General features: G+C 37.7%; 22 protein-coding genes. 17 read left to right on the top strand and 5 right to left on the bottom strand.

From position 1 onward, the window contains the following. Positions 1 to 74 precede the first annotated feature (74 nt). From AAFN64_RS08360 to AAFN64_RS08290, 15 genes are all read left to right on the top strand, one after another. Positions 75 to 953 carry a diacylglycerol kinase family protein gene (locus AAFN64_RS08360; RefSeq protein WP_347760100.1) on the top strand — a complete coding sequence of 293 codons (879 nt, stop codon included), beginning with the start codon at positions 75 to 77 and terminating at the stop codon, positions 951 to 953. Between the two features lie 251 nt (positions 954 to 1,204). Continuing rightward, positions 1,205 to 2,062: an ATP phosphoribosyltransferase gene (gene hisG / locus AAFN64_RS08355; RefSeq protein ID WP_300491243.1), complete on the top strand. Its 858-nt coding sequence runs from the start codon at positions 1,205 to 1,207 to the stop codon at positions 2,060 to 2,062. Then, complete coding sequence (hisD, locus tag AAFN64_RS08350; protein WP_347760099.1) at positions 2,059 to 3,354, top strand: histidinol dehydrogenase; 1,296 nt, start codon at positions 2,059 to 2,061, stop codon at positions 3,352 to 3,354. Before hisG ends, hisD begins: the two co-directional genes overlap by 4 nt. Next, positions 3,341 to 4,387, top strand: a complete 1,047-nt coding sequence (hisC, locus tag AAFN64_RS08345; RefSeq protein ID WP_347760098.1) for a histidinol-phosphate transaminase — start codon at positions 3,341 to 3,343, stop codon at positions 4,385 to 4,387. Before hisD ends, hisC begins: the two co-directional genes overlap by 14 nt. Then, a complete protein-coding gene (gene hisB, locus AAFN64_RS08340; protein ID WP_347760097.1) occupies positions 4,384 to 5,520 on the top strand; it encodes a bifunctional histidinol-phosphatase/imidazoleglycerol-phosphate dehydratase HisB in 1,137 nt (378 codons plus the stop codon). Before hisC ends, hisB begins: the two co-directional genes overlap by 4 nt. A gap of 1 nt (position 5,521) precedes the next feature. Then, entirely contained in the window at positions 5,522 to 6,103 is a 582-nt protein-coding gene (hisH, locus tag AAFN64_RS08335; RefSeq protein WP_347760096.1) for an imidazole glycerol phosphate synthase subunit HisH, read from the top strand. Between the two features lie 2 nt (positions 6,104 to 6,105). After that, on the top strand, positions 6,106 to 6,831 hold the full coding sequence (gene hisA, locus AAFN64_RS08330; protein WP_347760170.1) for a 1-(5-phosphoribosyl)-5-[(5-phosphoribosylamino)methylideneamino]imidazole-4-carboxamide isomerase: 726 nt from the start codon (positions 6,106 to 6,108) through the stop codon (positions 6,829 to 6,831). Beyond that, positions 6,828 to 7,586, top strand: a complete 759-nt coding sequence (gene hisF, locus AAFN64_RS08325; RefSeq protein ID WP_347760095.1) for an imidazole glycerol phosphate synthase subunit HisF — start codon at positions 6,828 to 6,830, stop codon at positions 7,584 to 7,586. The genes hisA and hisF overlap by 4 nt, the downstream gene beginning before the upstream one ends. 2 nt (positions 7,587 to 7,588) lie before the next feature. Further along, a complete protein-coding gene (gene hisIE, locus AAFN64_RS08320; protein ID WP_300491231.1) occupies positions 7,589 to 8,185 on the top strand; it encodes a bifunctional phosphoribosyl-AMP cyclohydrolase/phosphoribosyl-ATP diphosphatase HisIE in 597 nt (198 codons plus the stop codon). 43 nt (positions 8,186 to 8,228) lie between these two features. Then, complete coding sequence (locus AAFN64_RS08315; protein WP_300491229.1) at positions 8,229 to 8,894, top strand: DUF2461 domain-containing protein; 666 nt, start codon at positions 8,229 to 8,231, stop codon at positions 8,892 to 8,894. Positions 8,895 to 8,941: 47 nt separating this feature from the next. Continuing rightward, the gene (locus AAFN64_RS08310) at positions 8,942 to 9,703 is read left to right on the top strand and encodes an META domain-containing protein (protein WP_347760094.1); all 762 of its coding nucleotides are present in this window, start codon (positions 8,942 to 8,944) and stop codon (positions 9,701 to 9,703) included. A 148-nt stretch (positions 9,704 to 9,851) separates the two neighbouring features. After that, positions 9,852 to 10,526, top strand: a complete 675-nt coding sequence (locus AAFN64_RS08305) for a response regulator transcription factor (RefSeq protein ID WP_300491223.1) — start codon at positions 9,852 to 9,854, stop codon at positions 10,524 to 10,526. A 1-nt stretch (position 10,527) separates the two neighbouring features. Beyond that, positions 10,528 to 11,886, top strand: a complete 1,359-nt coding sequence (locus tag AAFN64_RS08300) for a HAMP domain-containing sensor histidine kinase (RefSeq protein ID WP_347760093.1) — start codon at positions 10,528 to 10,530, stop codon at positions 11,884 to 11,886. A 112-nt stretch (positions 11,887 to 11,998) separates the two neighbouring features. Continuing rightward, positions 11,999 to 12,724: a hypothetical protein gene (locus AAFN64_RS08295; protein ID WP_347760092.1), complete on the top strand. Its 726-nt coding sequence runs from the start codon at positions 11,999 to 12,001 to the stop codon at positions 12,722 to 12,724. A 26-nt stretch (positions 12,725 to 12,750) separates the two neighbouring features. After that, the gene (locus tag AAFN64_RS08290; RefSeq protein ID WP_300491215.1) at positions 12,751 to 13,698 is read left to right on the top strand and encodes a bestrophin family ion channel; all 948 of its coding nucleotides are present in this window, start codon (positions 12,751 to 12,753) and stop codon (positions 13,696 to 13,698) included. 30 nt (positions 13,699 to 13,728) lie between these two features. Here the strand turns inward: AAFN64_RS08290 and AAFN64_RS08285 are convergent, their stop codons facing one another. The 4 genes from AAFN64_RS08285 to AAFN64_RS08270 all read right to left on the bottom strand — a co-directional run bounded on the left by AAFN64_RS08285 (position 13,729) and on the right by AAFN64_RS08270 (position 16,665). Continuing rightward, on the bottom strand, positions 13,729 to 14,265 hold the full coding sequence (locus AAFN64_RS08285) for a hypothetical protein (RefSeq protein WP_347760091.1): 537 nt from the start codon (positions 14,263 to 14,265) through the stop codon (positions 13,729 to 13,731). A gap of 267 nt (positions 14,266 to 14,532) precedes the next feature. Beyond that, positions 14,533 to 14,748, bottom strand: coding sequence for a hypothetical protein (locus tag AAFN64_RS08280; protein ID WP_347760090.1), 216 nt, complete (start codon positions 14,746 to 14,748; stop codon positions 14,533 to 14,535). A 202-nt stretch (positions 14,749 to 14,950) separates the two neighbouring features. Then, positions 14,951 to 15,346 (bottom strand): glyoxalase, encoded by a 396-nt coding sequence (locus AAFN64_RS08275; RefSeq protein ID WP_347760089.1) that lies wholly within the window; start codon positions 15,344 to 15,346, stop codon positions 14,951 to 14,953. Between the two features lie 77 nt (positions 15,347 to 15,423). Continuing rightward, a complete protein-coding gene (locus AAFN64_RS08270) occupies positions 15,424 to 16,665 on the bottom strand; it encodes an OmpA family protein (protein WP_347760088.1) in 1,242 nt (413 codons plus the stop codon). 250 nt (positions 16,666 to 16,915) lie between these two features. Here AAFN64_RS08270 and AAFN64_RS08265 point away from each other — a divergent pair, with 250 nt between their 5' ends. Beyond that, entirely contained in the window at positions 16,916 to 17,335 is a 420-nt protein-coding gene (locus tag AAFN64_RS08265; protein WP_347760087.1) for an NUDIX hydrolase, read from the top strand. Further along, positions 17,332 to 17,703: a hotdog domain-containing protein gene (locus AAFN64_RS08260; RefSeq protein WP_300491199.1), complete on the top strand. Its 372-nt coding sequence runs from the start codon at positions 17,332 to 17,334 to the stop codon at positions 17,701 to 17,703. The genes AAFN64_RS08265 and AAFN64_RS08260 overlap by 4 nt, the downstream gene beginning before the upstream one ends. Positions 17,704 to 17,747: 44 nt before the next feature. Here the strand turns inward: AAFN64_RS08260 and AAFN64_RS08255 are convergent, their stop codons facing one another. Continuing rightward, positions 17,748 to 18,155 carry a hypothetical protein gene (locus AAFN64_RS08255; protein ID WP_347760086.1) on the bottom strand — a complete coding sequence of 136 codons (408 nt, stop codon included), beginning with the start codon at positions 18,153 to 18,155 and terminating at the stop codon, positions 17,748 to 17,750. Positions 18,156 to 18,326: the final 171 nt, after the last annotated feature.

The following is an 18,326-nucleotide window of genomic DNA, read 5'->3' as shown; positions in this document are numbered from 1 at the left end:
CGATATTGAATTTTAAAAAAGTTGCACTGAAAATTCCATACTTTTGCACGAATAATTCACTATCGGTAATTTTAATGAAATACATCCACTTTATTGTTAACCCTATTTCAGGAAAAGGAAAACACAAGATTGCGAAACAGGATTTAGAACAATTCTTCCCTTTAGAAGACTATAAGTTAGTTGTTGAATATTCGGAATATAAAAAACATGCGATTACACTAACCCGTGATGCGGTGGCTAAAAACCCGGATATCATAGTGGCTTGTGGTGGTGATGGAACAATTCATGAAGTGGCTTCCGGATTGGTTAATACCGATATTATACTGGGAATTCTACCGGTAGGATCGGGGAATGGTCTTGCTTCCAATCTGAATATTGCTAAAGATTTTAAAAAAGCGATCGACACTATAAAAAACGGACAGCCATCAGCTATTGATGTTGGTATGGTAAACGGACATTATTTTTTTAGTAATATGGGAATTGGTATCGATGCCAAAATTATTCAGAAATATGAGGGTATGCCAACACGTAATCTGTCGTCTTATGTAAAGGCCTCACTATTGGCTGCGGCAAATTATAAGCCGCATAAAGCCATTGTTGCATGTAATGGTAAAACATTCGAAACCAACCCGATGTTATTTTTTATTTCCAATTCGAACGAAATGGGATATAATATGAGTTTAACACCAAAAGCAAGTCTTCAGGATGGTTGGTTGGACTTATTGGTCGTCCCGAAATTAAATATTCTGGAGCAAATGTATTTTGGAGCATTGGTATTATTAAACAAAACCGAACGTTTTAAAAAAGCCAGTCATCAGCTTATAAAAGAAGTGAATGTGGAAATCTCCGATCAAGATACAATACCGATGCAATTGGATGGTGAATACTACCAGTTTAATGAAAACAAATTCAAAATCAACATATTACAAAATTCACTTCGGGTAATTGTCTAGTTTTTTAAGAACATTCAATAAAAAATAAAACAAAAGCTTGTTTTATTGTTTTATTTGTCAGTACATTTGTAAAATACAAAAAAGAAAATGTTTAGCAATCAATTACATCATCATCATTATTCCTCCGCTCAAGCGAAGTTATAATGAATGATATGTATTAACATATATTTTTTTAACCCGTTTGAGTACATCAAACGGGTTTTTCTTTTTTACTTCTTCGTTGTTGTGCTCAAACTTATTCCTGTTTTTTTATGAGTACTTTAAAAATTGCCCTTCAAAAATCGGGCAGACTAAGCGAAGATAGTCTTAGCTTACTAAAAAAATGTGGTCTTTCCATCGAAAGCGGAAATGGCCAGTTAAAAGCAAGAGTCGCAAATTTCCCTCTGGAAATCCTTTTTTTGCGAAATTCCGATATTCCGCAATATCTTATGGATGGTGTCGCCGATCTTGCAATCATTGGACAAAACTTATTATTCGAAAAAGGATTCCCCATTGAAACGCTAATGCCATTAGGTTTTTCGAAATGCCGGGTTGCTGTAGCCGTTCCGGAGGCGTTTCCTTTTATTTCAATTAATGATCTTAACGGATTACGGATTGCAACAACTTATCCGGAAACTACCAGTCGTTACTTTAAATCTCAAAATACTGCGATCGAATTACACCAGATTTCGGGTTCCGTTGAGATAGCTCCAAATATTGGACTGGCCGATGCGATCGTGGATATTGTTTCTTCCGGGGATACACTGGCTAGAAATAATTTAAAAGAAGTAGCGGTAATCCTTGAAAGTGAAGCTGTTTTGGCCGTTTCTCCTAATGTAAAACCGGAAAACAAAGTGATTATGGATCGTTTTCTGTTTCGGCTACAGTCGGTTTTAAGGGCTTCTCAATCCAAATACTTACTGATGAATGTTCCGAATGACAAAATAGAAGAAATCAGTAAGTTATTACCCGTTTTAAAAAGTGCTACGATTGTTCCGTTAAGTCTCGAAGGATGGAGTAGTCTCCAGACGGTTATTAGTGAAACGGCATTTTGGGACGTCATTGATAAACTTAAGGCCAATGGTGCTCAGGATATACTGATTTGTCCAATCGAAAAAATTGCATTATGAAAATAATTGAACGTCCAACGCGAAACACCTGGTCAGAATTGATAAAGCGTCCTGTACAAAACTATGATTCAATTGAAGCTACGGTAAAACTGATTTTTAAGGAAGTAGCTGTAAAAGGGGATGCCGCTGTACATAAATATACCGATCTTTTTGATGGGGTGGTATTGGAAAACTTGCGTGTCACAGAAGTAGAAATTCAGGAGGCAATAGAATTGGTTTCGACCGATCTGAAAACAGCCATTGAGCTTGCTAAAAGTAATATTAAGCGTTTTCATGAAAAACAAAGAACAATACCGATTAGTCTTGAGACTGTACCGGGAGTCATGTGCTGGTTCGAAAAAATGCCCATTCAGAAAGTAGGTTTGTATATTCCGGGCGGAACAGCTCCGTTATTTTCAACAGTATTGATGTTGGCTATTCCGGCTCAATTGGCCGGTTGTAATGAAATTGTGCTTTGTTCACCACCGGATCAATCGGGTAAAATCAATCCGGCGATTCTCTATGCAGCGCATATTTGTGGTGTTACGACGATTATAAAAGCAGGAGGAATTCAGGCAATTGCCGCAATGGCATTGGGCACGGAAACCATCCCTAAAGTTTATAAAATCTTCGGCCCTGGAAATCAGTTTGTAACCTGTGCCAAACAGGTCGCAACGCAATTTGGAACAGCTATAGATATGCCGGCCGGACCATCGGAGTTACTCATTTTTGCCGATGAAACTGCAAAGGCTGCTTTTGTTGCGGCCGATTTATTAAGTCAGGCGGAACACGGAAAAGACAGTCAGGTGGTTTTGGTTTCGAATAGTAAAAATTTACTGCAAAAAGTCATCCGGGAAATACCGCGCCAGTTAGCCGATTTACCCAGAAAAGAAATTGCGTCGGAAGCCATCCGGAATGCACGGTTTATTTATATGGAAACCGAAACCGAAGCATTGGATTTTATAAACGAATATGCGCCGGAGCACTTTATGATTTGTTCCGCTGATGAAGCTTTCTTTATTAAAGGAATTCAAAATGCAGGATCGGTTTTTGTAGGGAATTATTCTCCCGAAAGTGCAGGCGATTACGCTTCCGGAACAAACCATACCTTACCAACCAATGGTTTTGCCCGGAATTATAGCGGGATTACTTTGGATAGTTTTCAGAAAACGATCAGCTTTCAAAAGTTATCACCGGAAGGTATTCAGGCTATCGGACAAAGCATTGAAGTTATGGCCGCGGCCGAAGGTCTGGAAGCGCATAAAAATGCCATTACCATCCGATTAAAAGAGTTGCAGTATGAAAACAGTTGATCTAAATAAACTGGTTCGGAATACGATTTTAAAAATGAAGCCCTATACCTCGGCCAGAGATGAATTTAATGGTGCTGACAAGGGGATGATTTTTCTCGATGCCAATGAAAGTCCGTTTGAAAATGGATGGAATCGCTATCCGGATTCAAAACAATTGACGGTAAAAAAGAAGATCGGGATTATAAAAGATATATCAGAAAATCGGATTACGTTAGGAAATGGAAGCGACGAAATACTGGATCTGATTTTCAGAGTCTTTTGCGAACCGGGAAAGGACAATATAATTAGTTTGCCGCCAACTTACGGAATGTATTCGGTATTGGCCGATTTGAACGGAATTGAAAACCGGGAAGTGTTGTTAACTACCGATTTTCAACCGGATATTACTCCGATTCTGGAGCAGGTTGACAAACGTACAAAGCTACTGTTCCTTTGCTCTCCGAATAATCCGACCGGGAATCTATTGTCAGAAGAAAGCATACGGACACTTTTAGATCGTTTTAACGGAATTGTGGTTTTGGATGAAGCCTATGTCGATTTTACAACGCAGGAAAGTTGGATTCGGAAAGGAATCGCTTTTGACAATCTGATTGTCATTCAAACGCTTTCCAAAGCCTATGGAATGGCTGGCATCCGACTGGGAATGGCTTTTGCTTCTCCCGAAATTACAGCGCTTTTACACAAAATAAAACCGCCGTATAACATTGGTACCTTACAACAGGAAAAAGTAACACTAATAAATAATATAGAAAAAGAAATAGCTTTAATTCAAAAGGAAAAAAAAGTGTTAGTTAAAGTTTTACTTCAAGTCAATTTTATAACAAAAATATATCCGTCGGACGCCAATTTTTTATTAATCCGGGTTGACAATGCCGACAAAAGGTACCGACAATTGTTGGAAAACGGTATTGTGGTTCGGAACCGAAACAACTACCCTTTATGTGATAATTGTTTGCGGATTACAATTGGTACTCCCGACGAAAACAGAATTTTGACACAGGTTATATTAAAAATTCAGGAAACAGCATTATGAAAAAGGTACTTTTTATAGATCGCGATGGAACACTGGTAAAAGAACCGGAGGATTACATAGTGGATTCTTTCGAAAAACTGGAGTTTTACCCGGAAGTGTTCCGTTATTTAGGAAAAATAGCTTCTGAATTTAATTTTGAACTGGTGATGGTTACCAATCAGGACGGGTTGGGAACTGCGGAGTATCCGGAATCGGTGTTTAATCCGATACAGGATTTTATTGTCAAAAGTTTTAAAAACGAGTCCGTTGTCTTTGATGCGATTTATATCGACCGAAGTTTTCCGGAAGCGAATAGTCCAAATCGGAAACCGCGTACGGGAATGTTACAAAACTATTTGAACGATCCGGAATATGATTTAAAGCATTCTTTTGTTATCGGAGATCGTTTTACTGATGTCGAATTGGCTAAAAATCTGGGTTGTAAAGCCATTTTTATCAACGAAGATGAAAATCTGGGTACTACAGAACTTTCGTTCGAAAAAAGCGAACTGTGCGACACGATTGTGTTAAAAACCGTTGACTGGAAGGCGATTTATGATTTTTTAAAACTACCGCAACGGAGCGCAACGATAACCCGTAAAACAGAAGAAACCGAGATAACGGTAAAAGTAAACATCGACGGTTCGGGACAAAGTTCAATTGCAACCGGAATTGCTTTTTTCGACCATATGTTAGATCAATTGGCGCGTCACGGACAATTGGATCTGGAAATTAATGCTATTGGCGACCTCGAAGTAGACGAACACCACACTATTGAAGATACGGCAATTACACTCGGAATGGCTTTCGCAGCGGCTTTGCCAAACAAACAAGGAATCGAACGTTACGGTTTTACGCTTCCAATGGACGACTGTCTGGCACAGGTTGCTATTGATTTTGGTGGTCGGAATTGGTTGGTATGGGAAGCCGATTTTAAAAGGGAATATATCGGGCAAATGCCAACGGAGATGTTTTTTCATTTTTTTAAATCGTTTACCGATGCAGCACGGGTAAACCTAAACATTAAAGCCGAAGGCAACAACGAACATCATAAAATTGAAGCCATTTTTAAAGCCTTTGCAAAAGCGATTAAAATGGCCTTAAAACGAGATCCCGACAAGATGATTCTACCATCAACTAAAGCATTTTTATAAGATGAAAATAGCAATTATCGATTATGGTGCGGGAAATGTGCAAAGTGTTTTATTTGCCTTAAAACGACTGGGCTATGCCGCTACGGTTACAACCGATCCAGGACTGATCCGATCGGCCGATAAAGTCATTTTTCCGGGTGTTGGTGAAGCGTCGACGGCAATGGTCCGGTTAAAAGCAACAAAACTCGATCAAGTTATTCCGGCATTACAACAACCCGTATTGGGTATTTGCCTGGGAATGCAATTGTTGTGCAGGTATACGGAAGAAGGAAATACAAACGGACTGGGAATTTTTGATACCGATGTGGTTCGTTTTTCAAACCGGGTTAAAGTCCCACAGATCGGATGGAATACCGTTGCAAATTGTAAATCCGATTTGTTTCGCGGAATAACCGGAGAGCCGTACCTGTATTTTGTGCATAGTTATTATGTTCCGCTAATTCCGGAATGTATCGCTACAACCGGTTACGATACCACTTTTAGCTCGGCGATACAAAAAGAGAATTTTTACGGCGTTCAATTTCACCCGGAAAAAAGCGGGGAAGTTGGCGCGCAAGTACTCACCAATTTTTTAAACGTATGAAAATGAGAATTATTCCGGCACTGGATATTATCGACGGAAAATGTGTCCGCTTGTTAAACGGAGATTATCAAAAAATGACGGTTTATAGCGATGATCCGCTGGAAATGGCCAAACGATTTGAAGCCCACGGTATGCAATACCTGCATTTGGTGGATCTGGATGGTGCCAAATCCGACCGGATAATCAACTATAAAGTATTGGAAAAGATAGCCGTAAAAACCAACCTTATCATTGATTTCGGCGGTGGTATCAAATCGGACGATGATTTACGAATCGCTTTTAATAGCGGTGCTTCACAGATTACCGGCGGTAGTATCGCGGTTAAAGATCCGGAGCGGTTTTCCGGTTGGATACGCGATTATGGAAGTTCCAAAATTATTTTGGGAGCCGATGTTAAAGAGTCAACAGTGGCTATTTCCGGTTGGCTGGAAGAAAGCGATCAGATGATCATTCCGTTTTTAGCGGATTACGTCAAAAAAGGAATTGAATATGTGATCTGCACCGATATTAATCGCGACGGAACTTTAGAAGGGCCTGCTATCGGTTTATATTCCGAATTAATGGCAACTTTTCCGGAGATCAAACTAATTGCTTCGGGTGGGATTTCAGATATCGAAGCGCTGTTACAACTCGACGAATTAGGTTGTAATGCAGCCATTATTGGTAAAGCGATTTACGAAAATAGAATATCCTTACAGGAATTAGAAAAATTACTATTGCAAAAATGATAACAAAACGAATAATCCCCTGTCTGGACATTCAGAACGGAAGAACCGTAAAAGGCGTTCAGTTTAAAGGACTAACCGATGCCGGCGATCCGGTGGAACTGGCTTATAAATATGCCCGCGATGGAGCGGATGAATTGGTCTTTCTGGATATCACGGCAACTGAAGAAAAAAGAAAAACTTTATTTACAATGGTTCGTGATGTGGCGGCGGCAATCAATATTCCGTTTACGGTTGGCGGTGGAGTAGGTACTGTATCGGATGTCGAGCAGTTGTTGCAAAATGGCGCGGACAAGGTTGCGATAAATTCGGCCGCACTTAAAAATCCGGGATTGGTAACCGAATTGGCCAAACGTTTTGGTTGTCAGTGTATCGTGGCGGCTATTGATGCAAAGCTTGTTGGCGATCGATGGAAGGTTTTTCGAATGGGAGGAAAGCTCGAAACCGAATGGAAACTCTTAGACTGGGCAAAGCAAATCACCGAAAACGGAGCCGGGGAAATCCTTTTTACAGCTATTGATCATGACGGAAGGAAACAGGGTTTTGCCAATACGATGTTAGCAGAACTAAATCAAACGGTAAACGTTCCCATAATTGCGTCGGGTGGTGCCGGCAAAATAGCCGATTTTATAGCTGTTTTTAACGACGGTAAAGCCGATGCAGCACTGGCAGCAAGTGTGTTTCACTACGACACGATTCCAATTCCCGTATTAAAACAAGTATTAAAACAACAGGACATTCCTATAAGAATCGTATAATTATGAAACCGAACTTTTTAAAATCAAAAAACGGTTTGCTTCCGGTCGTCGTTCAGGATGCAAATACTAAGACAGTTCTAATGCTGGGCTATATGAATGAAAGTGCCTATACTGCCACGCTGGAAACCGGAAAGGTGACCTTTTTTAGCCGTAGTCGCAATGCGATATGGGTAAAAGGAGAAAAAAGCGGGAATTTTTTACATCTTGTAAGTCTTACAACCGATTGCGATAACGACACGATTTTGGTTCGTGTACATCCGGAAGGCCCGGTTTGTCATAAAGGAACGGATACCTGTTGGGGCGAATCCAACCAATCGGATTATGGCTTTTTGTCGGAATTGGAACAATGTATCCGGAATCGCAAAGAAGAACCGCTGGAAAATAGTTATATCAGTCAATTATGGAAAAAAGGAATTAATAAAATAGCACAAAAAGTAGGTGAGGAAGCGGTAGAAATGGTTATTGAAGCCAAGGATTCGGATGCCGATTTATTTTTAAACGAAAGTGCGGATCTGCTTTTTCATTATCTGATATTGTTGCAGGCAAAAGGATTTCAGTTACAGGATGTTGTCGAAATTCTTAAAAAAAGGAGCGCTTAATTGTAAACCGACAATCAAAAAAATCGTACTTTTAAAAGAAAAAATGATCACAAAAGCGGAACTCGATATTCTTATCGCACTACGAAACAATAATAATCGGGAATGGTTTACCGAACATAAAAAAGAATTTCAGCAACACGAAAAAAAAGCAAAAGCATTTTTTCAGGAAATCTATGACGAATTGGGGAAACAGGACAGTCTCGAAAAAATGCAGATTTTCAGAATCTATCGGGACGTTCGTTTTTCAAAAGACAAATCGCCGTATAAAAATCATTTTAGTGTCGGTTTTACCCGAACCAAACCGTTGTTACGCGGTGGTTATTATTTGCATATCGAACCGGGAGCCAGTTTTGTAGGCGGTGGTTTTTGGGATCCGAATGCCGAAGATCTAAACCGAATTCGAAAGGAGTTTGAAATGGACGATGAAGAAATCAGAAGTATTATTTCGGATCCGACTTTTAAAAGTTTTTTTGGAACCCTGGAAGGCGAGGAGTTAAAAACAGCTCCAAAAGGATTCGACAAAACGCATCCGGCCATTGATCTGATCCGCAAAAAACAATACCTGATTTCCAGAAGTTTTACCGACAAGGAAGTAACAAGTCCCGAATTTAAAAAAGAAGTATTGGCTACTTTTCAGGCAATGCGTCCGTTTTTTGATTATATGAGTGAAGTCTTGTCAACAAACCTAAACGGTGAGCCATTGTATTAATCTGGTATGGTTTCTGCATCGTATTGATTCGTATAAAAATAGAGAACATGAAAAAAATCGGAATTTTAATGCTACTTGCTATAGTATGCGCTTGTAACAGTACGAAAACCAATGAAAACGCAACGCCAAAGGAAACGGTTTCCGCAAATCCCGACCTGGTTTATTTTAAAGCCATCGGAACGGAACCATTTTGGGGTGTGGAAATAAGCAACAGTCAGATTAAATATACCACACCGGAAGATCCGGAAGGAATCCTGTTTCCGGCTGTGAAACCGGTTCGCGTAATGGATGCGAACATCAAAACCTACCAAAGTAAATCGAAAGCCGGAGAAATAAAGATTACAATTGCCTACGGAAAATGCTCCGATGGGATGTCGGATATGGATCACGCTTATTCCGTAACGGTTGCTTTGAAAAAAGCAGGAGAAAAAGAATTTAAAGACCTTAGAGGTTGCGGAAACTATATTGTAGATTATAGACTACACGACATTTGGGTGTTGGAAGAAATGGAAGGCAAAAAAATTGAAGATTCCGATTTTAACAAACGACCTTCTATGGAAATCAAAGCTAAGGAAGCTACCTTTGGCGGAGTCGCCGGGTGCAACCGTATGTTTGGAAAATTGTTTTCGGAACGCGAATTGTTGCGCTTTACCGATGTTGGTCTTACCCGAATGGCTTGCGATAAGATGGCAAACGAAGCTAAATTTGTAAAAGCACTGGAAAGCAGCACGGCTTACGAAATAAAAAATAACAGGTTATATCTGTCAAATCCCGATGGTTTAAAACTTGTTTTTAAAAAAATAGATTAATTCTAACTAGCTATTAGTAAGTAATATTAAGTCTTTATTTTAAATTAACACTTTAATATAAAGACTTTTTCTTTTTTAATAAAAGAGAATCGGGTTTAACGAATCCTTATGATTTTAATTTCTATTTTTGTAAAAACGCTCCCGTACTATGAAATTATTAATCGTTGAAGACGAGCCCAATCTACTTTCGGCTTTACGGAAAGGACTTTCCGAAAAAAACCACGACGTAAGTGCGGCATTAGACGGAACAACAGCTCTTGAAATGATTCAGTATACCCAATTCGATGTGATCGTATTGGACGTTATGCTACCCGATATTAACGGAATTGAAATTTGCCGCCGTTTACGCGCTGCCGGAAATTTTGTTCCGATACTCATGCTTACGGCACTTAGCAGCAGCGATAATATTGTACACGGATTAAATGCCGGTGCCGACGATTATCTGACAAAACCGTTCCAGTTTTCCGAACTCGAAGCCCGGGTAAATGCATTGGCCAGAAGAGCGGGACAAGACCAGAAACCGGCCGAAAAAATAACAATCGACGATCTTGAAATTGATATCCGTACAAAAATGGTAAAGCGAAACGGTGAAACCATTGTACTTACAGCAAAAGAATTTAATTTACTCTATTATCTGGCAAAAAATTCCGGGATAATCCTTTCCCGGGCAAAAATTCTGGACAATGTCTGGAATATCAATTTTGATATGAATACCAATGTTGTGGATGTCTATATCAATTATTTGCGAAAAAAGATTGATCATCCATACGAACACAAATTAATCCATACCATAAAAGGATTAGGGTATGTTATAAAGGAATAATATGCAGATCAAAAAGAAAATAACCGTCACCTATATTGCACTATCCGGATTTAGCACCCTTTTGCTATGTACGGTCGTGTTTTTCCTATTCCGTCAAAATAATCAGTATTATTTTAGAAAACGACTGGAAGACCGGGCCAAAATTGTTGCATCCATTCATTATCAACAGGATCCTATTAAGGCAAAATACTATCAGGAGCTCAAAAACAATGGAATGGAAGAGCTTAAAGAGGAAAAGGAGTATGTCTTAAAAATAAACAGCGCCAGTTCGTTCGAATACAATACCGAATTGCATTTACCGCCGGAATTTTATGCTTCGGTTATGAAATACAATTCCGGATGGATCGAAGAAAATGAAGTTTACTATTACGGACAGGTTTTTAATGAAGCCGGTACGAAATATATGGTGATCATTTCAGCAAAAGATTTACGCGGTAGCGATAGTACACTATTCATTACGCGAATCTTATTGTTGTGTGGTTTAGGATTTATTATTCTGGCGTATTTTTTCGGGCGTTTTTTGGCTTTACGGGTAATCAATCCGGTGTCGCGTATTACCAGTGAAGTAAAGCGCATCAGTGCTTCGAATTTACATAACCGTTTACCCGAAGTGAACGATTCGGATGAAATTGCCGATCTGACGAAGACCTTTAACGATATGTTGGATCGTTTGGAAACCTCTTTTGAAATCCAGGCCAATTTTATCAACAATGCCTCTCACGAACTCAAAACACCGATCGCGACCATTATGGCCGAAGCCGAGGTAACGCTGTTAAAAGATCGGAATATTCAGGAATATACAACCACGTTGGACAATATTCATAAACAAGCCTCTCGTTTGAGCAATCTGACCGAAAGTTTGTTAAAACTGACGCAAACCGGTTACGATGGTAAAAAACAAGTTCAGGATATTGTTCGCATCGACGATTTGCTATTGGATGTAAAAAGTGATCTGGATAAAATTTATCCGGGTAACCGTGTGAGCATCAATATGAGTGATATTCCGGAAGAAGATTCGCTATTGGTTTTACCGTGTAACAAACCGCTTTTAGAACTTGCTATTGGAAATATCATCACCAATGGTGTTAAATATTCCGATAATGAAGAAGTATTTGTAAATCTTACGGCCAATAAAGAACAATTAAAAATTATAATCTCGGATATCGGAATCGGAATCCCGCCGGAAGATATTCCGTATTTATACGAACCGTTTTTCCGCGGTAAAAAAGCATCCCGTTATGTGGGTTATGGCCTCGGACTTCCGCTGGCCATGAAGATTATCCGTATGCATAACGGTGAATTATCCATACAATCGGAAGCCGATAAAGGTACTATCGTAACCATTATTTTTAAGCATTAAGCCTACATTAGAATTTCTAATGTCAATTTTTAGAATATTCTAATTTTAATTTAATTCCCTTCTCATCCCGGTGTAGTTGTTTTGCTGATATAAATCATAAACAATTACACCGATGCATAACATACTCATTCCAACCGCATTTGAAGCCGATACACTTTACGCAGTAAAAACGGCTGTACAACACGCTGACACTAAAAATTGTACCATCGTTTTAGTGACGATCAGTGATTTACCGGATACTTTGTTTTCGCCTTTATCGGCACTTCGCAGCATGTCGCCCGAAATGACGGAGGCACAATATGCTCTTGTAGACGAATGCCGCGCTATTGTTAAAGAAACAACCAATTGCACTTTAACCGTGCGCCATCAGTTTGGTATTTCGGCACCTTTATTAAAAAATCTGTTAAACCATCTTGAAATCGGATTGGTTATCCTATCACAACGTTACCGATCGGAAACCAATACATTTCAACGTCATTTTTTAAAATTACTGGGAAATTGTAAAAGTCCGATTCTACACTTGGGACAACATTCGGAAGACCATCATTTTAATAACGCCTTGTATCTGGAGCGTGTTGCAAATGGAATAGGAGTACAGGAGTTACAACGAATTGTGAGCGAACGATTTACCTTTAAAATCGTAAGTCAGGCATCGGTATTTGAAGAACGTCCGGAAGAAATCACACCGTTTTTATCGGAAACAATCTCAAAAAACAATATCGATTTATTGGTAGAAACCCGAAAACCGGAAAAAACACGGCTAAAAAAGAACATAGCCATACCGGTTCATCAAAACTTGGGCCTACCGGTACTTTCCTTACATGAGGAAACCGTCTGATTGTTTAATCTAAAAATTAAAAAAATATGCTACTAAAAAAAAGAGTACCACTTAAATATGTTTTGGGGAAAATTAAGCTGGAGTTGGTATTAATCGTACTCTACTGTATTGCTTTTGAAGTATTTCATCATACGTTTCAAACCGTTCCGACCAAAATTCCAATTGCGGTACCGTCTATCATCGGTACCATTATCTCGCTACTATTGGCTTTTAAATCCAATCAGGCCTACGACAGATGGTGGGAAGCCCGAATTGTATGGGGTGCGATCGTAAACGATTCCCGTTCGTTACTGCGACAGGTAATCGGATTTTATAAAGATCCGGATTTTTCGACTCAGGCAAACGATTTTAAAGAGCGTTTTGCCAAACGACAAGCGGCCTGGTGTTATAGTTTAAGCCAGTCGTTACGAGGAAAAGATCCAATAAAACTGATTCAGTCGTTGTTAACGGAAGAAGAGCTACGTTTTGTTAAAAAACACAAGCACGTTCCAAACGCCATTTTGATGTTACACGTAAAAGAATTGCGTAAGGCAAACGACGAAGGTAAAATCAACGTCTATCAGCAAGTGGAAATCGACAATACCTTAACGCGTTTGTGTGATTCGATGGGGAAATGTGAGCGTATTAAAAATACGATTTTCCCAACGACCTATAGTTTATACATCCGTTTTACGTTGTTTTTATTCCTGATCTTATTACCATTCGGATTAACCGATTTTCTGGGATGGTTCCGTATACCATTGGTAACAACTATCGGTGCGGCTTTCTTTTTAATTGAAAAAATGGCGATCCATTTACAGGATCCGTTCGAAAACCGACCAACCGATACGCCAATGAATCTTATCTCCAGCAACATTGAAAAAAACCTCTTGCAGATGGTTTACGAGTATCGAAACGAATTCGAGTCAGAGGAGCCGAAATCCGTAGATATCTCGCATATACAGCCAGTTAAGGATACTTACTTCGTGTTGTAATTTAAAAGGACAGTGAAAACTGTCCTTTTTTTATTCTATTAATTTAAATCGAATTGTTTGTTCTGTTTCGCTTCTACTTGATTCAAGAATTTCTTCATTGTATACTACCTGAATAAAACTAAAGTTGATATTGATTAGATCACAATATTTAAGAGCAATTATATGACCATCGATGTCTTTATATTGACCATCATTTTCTTCGCTTATATTTTTTCTTTGAGCATCTTTAATGAGCAATAAATCCAGAGTTCCATCTTTTCCTAAATTATAATCAACTAAAATTCCAGTATAAATATAGGTAGTACCATTAATAGAAACTAAAGCATCCATATAAGTAATATCTACATCTTTTACTGTATTCTGATATAATTTAATACTAGAAGAAGGAAAATCGATAAACTTACTCGTTATTAAATAATACCAGTAATTCTTATATCTTAAAAAAGAATATCTAATATCCAGTTTGTATTTAATAACTAAGCTTTTTACGCAAAATCCTAAAAGAAATGATACCGTATTAATTAATAAATTGAGAAGTATAATTTCCGTTTTATATTTCTCAATCATCACTATAGAATAGGAGTAAATATCTTTATTCGAAGAAAACAGACCTAAGAAAACAATGAAATTGTAATCATAATTTGTAAAAAGTAGTAGTATCGAATAAGCAATTAAGTATATGATACTACTCGGAATAAATGCAGAGATTAATAGCGGAAAAAAATCATTCCTTGTATATTCATATGAAAACACTCCGGAAAAATATCCTCGGTTAAAACAAATACCGGGTAATAATAAAAAAATATGATTAAACTGCTTAATGCAATATCCATATTATTTATTTAAATCCGTGTATTCATTTATTTTAAGAACGGTTTCTTTTGAAATTTTAACGACTACCTCTTTTTGAATTCCTTTAACAATTGTCCTTAAAGAGCGGGAAATATTTTTTGAATCTTTACTACTTATTAGAATTTGCCCTAAAGTACTACTTACCGGTGCAGCATTGCCTGTAAATATTCGTTCCCCAATTTTATTTTTTTTAGCCATACCATCCATGAATTAAGTACTACTAAATATAGTCATTTTATTTTAAACCAAATTTTATCAAACTAGTTATAGCAAAAAATGACCGCATTAATTCCTTTAATTACCCAGGCTATTTTAATTTAAAAAGGACCGTTATAACACGGTCCTTTTTTGTAATAAACGTAGCTAATAAAAAGCTATGTTTGTATAATCTCTTTTTAGCTTAATCCAGTTCCAATAATTGCACCTGACTTTTCAGGCGTTCGATAAGCACATTCATCATTCTTTTGTTTAGATTGGATGAATTTTTGATATATTCCTGGTATTCTTCTACCGTAAAAAGACCAATGATCATTCCTTTTAACGAGTTTCGGAACTTAATATCCCGTTGGATTACATTCTCGATATAGGCCATCTTTTTTTCGGGTGTGAGCGAAAAGAAAACATTTTTCTGTTTTACAGCATAATTCAGGAAAACCTGAATAAAGAGTTCGTTTTGCAGTCGTAAGATCGGACGCAGGATTTTGTTTTGAAAAATTTCTTCAGACGAAGACTGCTCCGTGATCATTCCCAAGGCTTCGCCTCTGAGATCGATCAGAAAAGTGTCGCGATTTTCCATTTTTTATTTTAAAGTTATAAAAAAACCGCTGTAGGATTACAGCGGTTCTTTATAAGTTATGAATAAGATATTGTTAATTACTTGATTTTAAAAGTAACTCTTCTTACCAATTGTCGTGCGGCTTTCGAATCTTTAGCCACCGAACTATCCACACCGTTTCCGATAATGTTTAATCTGGAAGCATCAATTCCGGATTTAACCAAAACATTTTTAACGTTTTCAGCACGTTTCTGAGATAAGTTTTTGTTATAATCCGTATTTCCGATTTCATCGGCATATCCAATTACATCGGCTTTAGCATCTGGATGTGCTTTTAGATATTTTACTAAGAAATCCATTCCGCTAACCGAATTAGAAGCCGGTTGTGATTGGTTAAAGTCAAAATACACATTTACATATCCTTGGTTGATCATTTCTTTTAGCGTTTCTCCGCTTAAAGACGATCCTTTGCTGCTGGCACCATAGTTGCGCTCTAAATAGCTTTCTAATTCATCCGGAATTCCATTTTTGTTTCTGTCAACAGCACGTCCTTTAGTATCAACAGCTACACCCGGAATAGTATTGGCTTCAGCATCCAGATAATCCGGCACACCGTCTTTATCTGAATCGTTCATTAAGGTTTCCAAATCACCAATTCGTTTTTCTAATTCCGCTAATCGATCCACCTTGTCTTCTGCATAATACCAGTCGGCATGTCTTTCGTTTTTACCTAAATATATAGACAAACCAACGGTTGCATTATATAAGGTACCGTTAAAACCTCTGTCTTCAGGAGCTACAGCACCATCGAAAGTATTGTTTTGACGTACATTGTTGATCATGGAAAAATCGGCATTTAAAGCAACACGTTCCGATAATTTAATTTGTCCGGTAAGACCAATAATATGGTTTAGCATATTGTCGACTCCATCAAAGCGATCGTTTTTCATAAAAGCGTATCCGATACCGGTATGCGCCTGTAAGTTTAAGTGTTGTGTCCATTCTTCGAAATTAAGCACACGTCCCAGGTTGACCACACCTTGTAAAGTTGTTCTATAATACTGTCCATCGAAAGAAGCACTTTTAGAATCATTGTCAAACTGATCGTAACCTACATCGACTTTCAAACCGAATTTGGTGTTGAACATATAACGTACACCTAAATCAGCATGGAAAAGGTTGTAATTTTTTGCATAATAACCGCTCGTAAATGGGGCAGTAGGCTTGCTGATTCCTCCGTTGATGTCGATTGACCATTTGTTAAAGACTGGTTTTTCCTGAGCCATAGCTGTTCCGAAAGCCAGTACCGTTACAAATAAGGGAAGCATAATTCTTTTCATATTCACTTTACTTTTTTTAAATTCCAACAGTATACTATTGGCTATTTGTATTGATTTGGGCAAAGATAATGAGAATCGAACGTGATTAAAGTAACAATTAATTAACTTTGTCTTTAGAATCAAGGCTTCCGGCTTGTTTATATTTAAAGAAAGGATTGATTTTCTAAAAACTTTTTCACAGTAGTGAACTAAAGCTGCATATTTATAACAAAAAAATACTGAAAATTTCGAGATACATAATTCGTACTTTATGAGAAAATCTAACATTTTTTTAACAGTTGATGCCGTCATTGCCAAAAAAACACTGTCTGATTATAGCATTCTTTTAATAAAACGGGCGAATGAGCCTTTTAAAAATGATTGGGCATTACCTGGTGGATTTGTCGATCAGGATGAAGACTTAATGGATGCCGCTATACGAGAACTTTTTGAAGAAACAACTATTAAAATCGATCACTTAGAGCAAATCGGAGCCTTTGGAAAGCCATTTCGCGACCCTCGAAGTCATGTCGTTTCTATTGCTTATTTTGGAATTGTTCCGGAGAACACGATTGCTGTTGCGGCCGATGATGCCAAAGAAGCCGCATGGTTTCCAATAAAAGAACTTCCCAAATTAGCATTTGACCACCAAGAAATAGTAACTTTGGCACTGCAAAAATTTATATCATGATTTATCAGACAAGAAAATGGGTTAAACCAGAAGACCTTAATGCAAACGGTACGCTTTTCGGAGGAAAACTGTTATCCTGGATTGACGAGGAAGCGGCTCTATTTGCAATCATTCAATTAAAAAACAACAAGATCGTTACCAAATTTATGTCGGAAATCAACTTTATGAGCTCCGCCAGACAGGGTGATATTATCGAAATCGGGATTGACCTGGTAAAATTTGGGCGTACTTCTATTGTTATGAAATGTGAAGTTCGCAATGTCATGACCAAAGATGTGATCATTACTGTTGACGCTATTACGATGGTAAATCTTGACAGTTTTGGTCGTCCGGCATCGCATGGAAAAACAGAAGTAGAGATTATATAACATATATGTTCCGACAGTCTTTACTGTGCTGTCGGAATTTTTATTTAATCCATTAAACGATTCGTTTTTTCATCGCCTATTTTAGAAGGCAATTTTTTTAGAATCATAATCGTATAGTAGATAATAAAAACGGCAAAAACGATTATAATTCCATTAACAACAAGGTGGTTAAAAAAGATAGTTCCTGTTTTATAAAAGTAAAACAACATGGTAATTGCCAAATATTCCAATAAAACGACAGGTACGGCATAGAATAGCAATTTTTGTTCTTTTGAAATGGTACTCTTTTTTACGATACGTCCAAAAAAAATAGGGCATAAACTTAAATTTAAAAAAACGAATACCACTTTTATTCCGGGATATCGGAAATCATTCGCATTGGAATGCATAAAAAACACACAGCTTATCAGAAATGATAGAATCAATAGGAGTATGTAAACGGATTTCTTCATTATGATCCCAACACTGTTTGTTTTTACGGATAAAGTAATACTAAATATACATTTTATTTAGTCTGTTTCCACAATACTTTTCATTTTATCTTATTTACGGATCATTTTTGATGATTTAAGTACATTTTGCACCTAAAAAAAGGGATACAAAAGTACCCCTTATCATTTTTA

Origin of the sequence: Flavobacterium sp. CAU 1735 (genome assembly GCF_039888695.1) — a bacterium.
In the GTDB taxonomy this organism is placed as follows: domain Bacteria; phylum Bacteroidota; class Bacteroidia; order Flavobacteriales; family Flavobacteriaceae; genus Flavobacterium.
The sequence above is the reverse complement of the archived record's forward strand: the minus strand, read 5'-3'. Positions and strand labels throughout refer to the sequence as shown.